Source organism: Bradyrhizobium sp. SHOUNA76, assembly GCF_023006445.1.
Lineage (GTDB): Bacteria > Pseudomonadota > Alphaproteobacteria > Rhizobiales > Xanthobacteraceae > Bradyrhizobium.
This window is the reverse complement of record NZ_JALBHA010000330.1, coordinates 1-7,423: the sequence shown is the minus strand read 5'-3', so window position 1 is coordinate 7,423 and position 7,423 is coordinate 1. Positions and strand designations below refer to the sequence as shown.

The following is a 7,423-nucleotide window of genomic DNA, read 5'->3' as shown; positions in this document are numbered from 1 at the left end:
CGCCGAGCGCGGCGGCTCGATGGGCCGCGACTCCGTGAGCCATGACAAGGGCACCGTTGGCCAGGCCGGCGGCGCCATGAAGCCCGGCGGAGCCGCCGACGACAAGTCGTCCGGCGCGATGGAGAAATCCGGCGCCGCGGACAAGTCCGGCGGGATGGAAAAGTCCGGCACGATGAACAAGAACGCGGCTGACGAGAAGGCCGGCATGAAGGGCGAGCACGCCCAGGATAAGTCTGCGCCGGACAAGTCGAAGAGCATGAGCTCTGACTCGACGACCAAGTCCGATTCCACCAAGTCCGGTGCCAAGGACATGAAGGCCGAAGACAACAAGGCCGGCGGCGCTGCCAAGAGCAACAATGCCGAGAACCGCCCGGCCTCCACCGACACCAAGTCGCAGACCACGACCGGTAACGCTTCGGCCACCGCCGCCGCGCCGCCGCCCGAGAAGCGGACGGAAATCTCGACCGCGATCAAGTCGACCAAGATCGAGGAGACCACGAACGTCAACTTCAACATCTCGGTCGGCACCGCGGTCCCGGCGTCCGTCCACTTCCACCCGCTGCCGCCCCGGATCGTCGAGATCTACCCGCAGTGGCGTGGCTATGAAGTGATCTTCGTCCGCGGCCAGTACGTGATCGTCCGTCCGCAGACGCGCGAGATCGTTTACATCATCGAAGGCTAAGCTGCTTCGCTGAAACCCAGATCAGCCCCTGCCGAGAGATCGGCGGGGGCGTTTGGCCTTGGCCGGCCCCTCCATCCGTCCCCGCCGGCAGCCATGCTTCGAACTGGTTAACAAGCAATTTCCGTAGCTTCCGCACAAGTTTTTGTACCTGGGATGAGGTACCTGAACCCTTCCGGGAGGCCGTCAAGGCTTCCCCTCACGCGCTTTGTTACCTATAACCCCCGCCACGCCGAGCACCTCTTCCGGGATTGGAATGGCTGAACCTGCAACCGACACGATCCTCGTCCTGAACGGGCCGAACCTCAACATGTTGGGGACGCGCGAGCCGGAAAAGTATGGCCACGCCACGCTGGCCGACGTCGAGGCGCTGTGCCGGGAGACGGCGGCGACGTTCGGTCTCAAAGCCGATTGCCGGCAATCCAACCGTGAGGGCGAGTTGATCGACTTCATCCACGAGGCGCATGCGCGCAAGATGAAGGGCATCATCGTCAATGCCGGCGGCTATTCGCACACCTCGATCGCATTGCACGACGCGCTGCTCGCGGTGCAGATCCCGACGGTCGAAGTGCATGTGACCAACATCCATGCCCGCGAGAGCTTTCGTCACCACTCCTACACCGCGCGCGCGGCCTTCGCCTCGCTTTGCGGTTTCGGCATCGAGGGCTACCGCCTCGCCATCCAGGGCCTTGCCGCCAAGCTTGCCATCAAGCCCAAAGCCTGAAGCTCCCTCATCAAACAGAACATTCGGATCAAAGAACATGGCGCGCCAGCCAGACGACAAAGCAGCCGCAAAGTTTTCCAGCGAGGATTCCGCGCTCGTCCGCGAGCTCGCATTGCTGCTCGATGAGACCAGTCTCACCGAGATCGAGATCGAACGTGCCGGCCTGCGCCTGCGTGTCGCCCGCAATATCAGCGTTGCTGCGACCATGCCTGTGCCGATGGCAGCTGCTCCCGCGGCCCTGCCGGTAGCCTCCGCCGCGCCTGCCGCCGCCGGGCCCGATTTGGCGAAGCATCCCGGCGCCGTCAGCTCGCCGATGGTCGGCACCGCCTATTGGGCGCCTGAGCCGGGCGCCAAGCCGTTCATCGAGGTCGGCAGCAAGGTCTCGGTCGGACAGACGTTGCTGATCATCGAAGCGATGAAGACCATGAACCAGATCCCCTCGCCGCGCGCCGGCACGGTGACGCAGATCCTGATCGAAGACGGCCAGCCGGTCGAGTACGGCGAGCCGCTGGTCATCATCGAGTGAGGGAGTGGCGAATAGCGAGTAGCGAATAGTTACTCCTGCCTGTTTCGCCATTCGCTATTGCCCCTTCGCCCCCTGAGGCACCATGTTCGACAAGATCCTCATAGCCAATCGCGGCGAGATCGCCCTTCGCATCCTCAGGGCCTGCAAGGAGCTCGGGATCGCGACGGTCGCCGTGCACTCCACCGCCGACGCCGATGCCATGCATGTGCGCCTGTCGGACGAGAGCGTGTGCATCGGCCCGCCGGCATCCAAGGACAGCTATCTCAACGTCCCCGCGCTGCTCGCGGCCTGCGAGATCACCGGCGCCGATGCCGTGCATCCCGGTTACGGATTCCTGTCTGAAAATGCCCGCTTCGCGGAAATCCTGTCCGAGCACAATCTGCATTTCATCGGTCCCAAGGCCGAGCACATCCGCCTGATGGGCGACAAGATCGAGGCGAAGAAGACCGCCAAGCGCCTGGGCATCCCCGTGGTGCCGGGCTCCGACGGCGCGGTCGGCCCCGATGACGACGCGATAGCGATCGCCCGCAAGATCGGGTTCCCGGTCCTGGTGAAGGCTGCGGCCGGTGGCGGCGGCCGTGGCATGAAGGTCGCGCACAGCGAGGCCGACCTCCAGGTGGCGCTGTCGACGGCGGCCAATGAGGCCAAATCCGCCTTTGGCGATGCCTCCGTCTACCTCGAAAAATACCTCCAGAAGCCGCGCCATATCGAGATCCAGATCCTCGGCGACGGCCGCGGCGGCGCCATCCATCTCGGCGAACGCGACTGCTCGCTGCAACGCCGCCACCAGAAGGTCTGGGAAGAAGGCCCCTCGCCCGTCCTCGCCGCCGCCGCGCGCGCCAAGATTGGCGAAACCTGCGCCAAAGCCATGCGCGAGATGAAATATCTCGGCGTCGGCACCATCGAATTCCTGTTCGAGGACGGCGAGTTCTACTTCATCGAGATGAACACCCGCATCCAGGTCGAGCATCCCGTCACTGAGAGCATTACCGACATCGACCTCGTGCTGGAGCAGATCCGCATCGCCGCCGGCGGCGACCTGCCGGCCAGGCAGGAAGAGGTCCAGGTCATCGGCCATGCGATCGAGTGCCGCATCAACGCCGAGCATCCCCAGACCTTCCGTCCCTCGCCCGGCCGCATCCTGCAATACCATCCGCCCGGCGGGCTGGGCGTCCGGATCGATTCCGCCGTCTACCAGGGCTACACGATCCCGCCCTATTACGATTCCCTGGTCGGCAAGCTGATCGTGCATGGCAAGACCCGCGCCGAATGCCTGATGCGGCTGCGCCGGGCGCTCGACGAGATGGTGGTCGAAGGCATCGAGACCACGCTGCCGCTGTTCCGCGCGCTAGTGCGCGAAGACGACATCATCAACGGCGATTATCACATCCACTGGCTGGAACAGTACCTGGCCGGCAAGGCGGAACCCGCGCCGAGGTAATCTCCCTCCCCTGGTGGAACCCTTTGGCCTCAATCGCGTTCTGGACGCTGGGGCCAGTTCCAAGGGGGCGTTTTGAACTCCACTGAATGTACACCGGTGAACCGTCGTGACGGCTGACGCCCAACGACGGCGCACGCTCTGGCAGATCCTGCTGTTCTCAGCGGGCCTTTTGGTGCTGACCGTGATCAGCGCCGGCTCCGTCTACCTCGTCAACAAGGCGCGGGAAGACAGCAAATGGGTGGTTCATACCATCGAGGTCGAGAACCAGATCAACGCCCTGCTGCTCGAGATCCGGCGCGCAGAAAGCGGCGCCCGTGGCTTCTTGCTGACGCAGGGGGCAAATTTCCGCGACGACCATGAAAAGGCCGTGGCCGCCATCATCCCCGCCCTCGACAAGCTCACGCGCCTGAGCGGCGACAATCCAGGGCAACGTGAGAAGATCGAAAAGCTGAGCGCCGCCCTCGAAACCCGCCTCGGCCAGTTCGCGCAGGAGATGACCTTCATCCAGCAGGGCCAGCCGGACAAGGCCGTGGCGCTGGTCCGCGAGGCCGCGGCACAGGACACCACGACAAAGATCACCGCCGTCGCGAACGCGATGATCCAGGAGGAGGAGCGCCTGTTCCGCCTCCGCACCGCCAACTCCGACCGCAGCCAGACCCTCGCCGCCTCGATGACGGGCATCGGCTCCGGCCTCGTCGTGGTTCTGGCGCTGATCTCGATCTGGCTGGTGCGGCGCTCGGCAGTCGCCCGCGAGGAGGCCGAGAACCGCCTGCGCGAGGCCTACGCCAACCTTGAGTCCGTCGTCGACGAACGCACCGCGGATTTGCGCGAGGCCAACGACGAGATCCAGCGCTTTGCCTATATCGTCAGCCACGACCTGCGCTCGCCGCTCGTCAACATCATGGGATTCACCAGCGAGCTCGATGAACTCGGCAACGACATCTTTCGCCGCATCGGCGGCCTCGCCCACGTCCCTGCGGACGGACCGCCGTTGGCGCCCGCGGGGCCCGGCGAGATCGCGCTCGAGGGCGCCGACAAGCAGCTCTCGGAGGATTTTTCCGAAGCACTCGGCTTCATCAAGTCGTCGATCGCCAAGATGGACCGGCTGATCTCGGCGATCCTCAACCTCACGCGCGAGGGCCGGCGCGAATTCCAGCCCGTGAAGATCGACACAAGCGAGCTGATCGAGGGCATCGTGTCGACGCTGGCGCATCAGGCGGCGGAGGCTCAGGCCGAGATCCACCTCGAGGCCCTGCCAAATGTCGTGAGCGACCGGCTCGCGCTCGAGCAGATCTTCTCCAACCTGATCGACAATGCGATCAAATATCTGAAGCGCGGGGTACCCGGAGAGATCAGAATTCGCGGGCGGACCAAGCTCGGTTACGCTATTTTCGAGATCAGCGACAATGGCCGCGGCATCGACGCTAGGGATCATCAGCGGATCTTCGACCTGTTCCGCCGCGCGGGAACCCAGGACAAGCCCGGCCAGGGCATCGGGCTTGCGCATGTGCGTGCACTTGTGCGTCGCCTCGGCGGCACCATGTCGGTATCATCGGAACTGAATGCGGGCAGCACCTTCACGATCACGCTGCCGATCGCCTGGAACGTAAGCAACCGGAACGCAGATCGATGACCCAGCCTGTCACCATCATCATGATCGAGGACGACGAGGGCCACGCCCGCCTGATCGAGCGCAACATCCGCCGCTCCGGCGTCAACAACGAGATCGTCTCCTTCAAGAACGGCACGGACGCGATGACGCACCTGTTCGGCGCCGACGGCTCCGGGCTCGTGCAGAAGGGCAATGCGCTGCTGATCCTGCTCGACCTCAACCTGCCCGACATGACCGGGATCGACATCCTGAGGCAGATCAAGGAAAACAAATATCTGAAGGCCTCGCCCGTGGTGGTGCTGACCACCACCGACGATTCCCAGGAAATCAAGCGCTGCTACGAGCTCGGCTGCAACGTCTACATCACCAAGCCCGTCAACTACGAGAATTTCGCCAATGCCATCCGGCAGCTCGGCCTGTTCTTCTCGGTCATCCAGGTTCCGCCCGCCGCTCCATGAACCAGCGCACACCAACTCTGCTCTACATCGATGACGACGGTGCGCTGGCGCGCCTGGTCGATCGCGGCCTGACGCGGCGCGGCTACAGGGTCGTCCATGCCGCGAGCGGCGAGGAAGGTCTGGAGCGCATCCGCCGCGCGAGTGCCGAAGGCGGCATCGACGTGGTCGCGCTCGACCAGTACATGCCCGGCCTCGACGGGCTGGAGACGCTGGAGCAGATCATGGCGATCCCGGGGGCGCCGCCGGTGGTGTTCGTCACGGCCTCGCAGGATTCCAACATTGCGGTCACCGCGCTGAAGGCCGGCGCGGCCGACTATCTCGTCAAGGACGTCACGGGCGATTTCATCCCCCTGCTCCACGTCGCAACCGAGGGCGCGCTGCGCCAGGCCGAATTGCAGAAGGCGCGCGAGGAGGCCGAAGCCGAGATCCATGCCTCGCGTGACCGCTACGCAGCCCTTGCCGCCGAACGCGAGCTACTGCTGCGCGAGGTCAACCACCGCGTCGGCAACTCGCTGCAGATCATCGCTTCGCTGCTGCACCTTCAGGCAAGCTCAGCCGCACAGGACGAGGTCAAGGCGGCACTGACCAATGCGATGGGCCGCGTCGCCGCGGTCGCGCAGGTGCACCGGCGTCTCTACACCTCGCAGGATCTGAAGAGCGTGGTCCTGAACCAGTATCTGGACTCGCTGCTCGAGGATCTGCGCCGCTCGGCCGAAGGCAACCGGATGTCGCGCCTGACGCTGAAGGCCGAGCCGATCGAGATCGATCCTGACCGCGCGGTCGCCGTCGGCATCATCGTCAACGAGCTGGTGATGAACGCGGTGAAATACGCCTATCCCGACGGCGCCGGCCCGATCCATGTCGAGCTGAACTCGAAAGGCGACGATCTCCTTCTGTCGATCACCGACGACGGCGTCGGCGACAACGTCAAGGCCGATCCGCGCTCCACCGGCATGGGCCAGCGCATCGTCGCGGCCATGGCCTCCAAGCTCGACGCCTCGGTCGAGCGCGATCCCGCGCATTCCGGAACCCGGATCATTCTGAAGTTCGGTCGCGTGCCGGCAAGCCCCGGCAAGACCAGCACCGCCGCCGCGAGTTGAGCGCGCGCCCTGCTCCCCACCCCATCGCAACTGCGTCGCGATCCTGCTATGATTGCGAACCATGACTTCGCGCGACTCCGCCCCGTCTGAAATCACACCGGCCGTGCTGCTGCGCGCCTATGCCTGCGGCATCTTCCCGATGGCGGAAAGCGCTGACGATCCGACCCTGTTCTGGGTCGAGCCGGAGTTGCGTGGCGTCATCCCCCTCGATGGATTTCGCGTCGCTTCGCGGCTCGCACGCACCGTGCGTTCGGATGTATTTCGCGTGACTGTCAACACCGCGTTCAAGGCGACCATCGCCGGCTGTGCCGCACCGCAAGCCGGACGCGAGGACACCTGGATCAACAAGCGCATCCGTGACCTCTATGGCGGCCTGTACGAGCTCGGCCATTGCCACAGCGTCGAAGCCTGGCAGGGCGAGGATCTCGTCGGCGGACTGTACGGCGTAAGCCTGGGACGAGCCTTCTTCGGCGAGAGCATGTTCCACACCGCGCGCGATGCCTCGAAGGTCGCGCTGGTGCACCTCGTCGCGCGGCTCATCCATGGCGGCTTCGAGCTGCTCGATACCCAATATGTCACGGAACACCTGAAGAGCTTCGGCGCGGCCGAGATCTCACGGCGGCGCTACACCGCGCTGCTCGACAAGGCGCTCGCCGGCGAGCCCGGCGATTTCCTCAGGCTCTCGCCCGGTGACGCCATCCCGGGCGCACGCGCGCTCGAGATCATCGCCTCGCGGCAATAATGGACGGCTGGGTGAGCGGCCGAACCCGGGGGATTTGGCCTAGCGGCCAAACCCGGGGGGATTTGGCCTAGCGGCCAAACCCGGGGATGCCGAACAGACCTGGCCGCTGCTCCGGCGGCGGGGGCGGTGGCGGTGCCGGTT

Annotated in this window: 8 protein-coding genes; all 8 read left to right on the top strand. The window is 65.0% G+C overall.

Annotated features, from left to right (window positions below; all coding sequences use genetic code 11):
* Positions 1-682: DUF1236 domain-containing protein (locus MOV74_RS26300; RefSeq protein ID WP_246929277.1), on the top strand; the 682-nt coding region annotated here is incomplete at its 5' end.
* Between the two features lie 253 nt (positions 683-935).
* Positions 936-1,403: a type II 3-dehydroquinate dehydratase gene (gene aroQ, locus MOV74_RS26295; RefSeq protein WP_092262044.1), complete on the top strand. Its 468-nt coding sequence runs from the start codon at positions 936-938 to the stop codon at positions 1,401-1,403.
* Between the two features lie 37 nt (positions 1,404-1,440).
* The gene (gene accB / locus MOV74_RS26290; protein WP_246929275.1) at positions 1,441-1,929 is read left to right on the top strand and encodes an acetyl-CoA carboxylase biotin carboxyl carrier protein; all 489 of its coding nucleotides are present in this window, start codon (positions 1,441-1,443) and stop codon (positions 1,927-1,929) included.
* A gap of 82 nt (positions 1,930-2,011) precedes the next feature.
* Positions 2,012-3,370: an acetyl-CoA carboxylase biotin carboxylase subunit gene (gene accC, locus MOV74_RS26285; protein WP_246929268.1), complete on the top strand. Its 1,359-nt coding sequence runs from the start codon at positions 2,012-2,014 to the stop codon at positions 3,368-3,370.
* Between the two features lie 106 nt (positions 3,371-3,476).
* The gene (locus MOV74_RS26280; RefSeq protein WP_246929265.1) at positions 3,477-5,003 is read left to right on the top strand and encodes a CHASE3 domain-containing protein; all 1,527 of its coding nucleotides are present in this window, start codon (positions 3,477-3,479) and stop codon (positions 5,001-5,003) included.
* Entirely contained in the window at positions 5,000-5,440 is a 441-nt protein-coding gene (locus MOV74_RS26275; RefSeq protein WP_246929263.1) for a response regulator, read from the top strand. Before MOV74_RS26280 ends, MOV74_RS26275 begins: the two co-directional genes overlap by 4 nt.
* Entirely contained in the window at positions 5,437-6,540 is a 1,104-nt protein-coding gene (locus MOV74_RS26270) for a sensor histidine kinase (RefSeq protein WP_246929262.1), read from the top strand. The genes MOV74_RS26275 and MOV74_RS26270 overlap by 4 nt, the downstream gene beginning before the upstream one ends.
* A gap of 61 nt (positions 6,541-6,601) precedes the next feature.
* The gene (aat, locus tag MOV74_RS26265) at positions 6,602-7,282 is read left to right on the top strand and encodes a leucyl/phenylalanyl-tRNA--protein transferase (RefSeq protein WP_246929261.1); all 681 of its coding nucleotides are present in this window, start codon (positions 6,602-6,604) and stop codon (positions 7,280-7,282) included.
* The last annotated feature ends 141 nt before the right edge of the window (positions 7,283-7,423 follow it).

Coding starts and splice junctions, on each gene's coding strand:
- aroQ (WP_092262044.1), top strand. CDS start 936: ATGGCTGAACCTGCAACCGACACGATCCTCGTCCTGAACGGGCCGAAC.
- accB (WP_246929275.1), top strand. CDS start 1,441: ATGGCGCGCCAGCCAGACGACAAAGCAGCCGCAAAGTTTTCCAGCGAG.
- accC (WP_246929268.1), top strand. CDS start 2,012: ATGTTCGACAAGATCCTCATAGCCAATCGCGGCGAGATCGCCCTTCGC.
- MOV74_RS26275 (WP_246929263.1), top strand. CDS start 5,000: ATGACCCAGCCTGTCACCATCATCATGATCGAGGACGACGAGGGCCAC.
- MOV74_RS26270 (WP_246929262.1), top strand. CDS start 5,437: ATGAACCAGCGCACACCAACTCTGCTCTACATCGATGACGACGGTGCG.
- aat (WP_246929261.1), top strand. CDS start 6,602: ATGACTTCGCGCGACTCCGCCCCGTCTGAAATCACACCGGCCGTGCTG.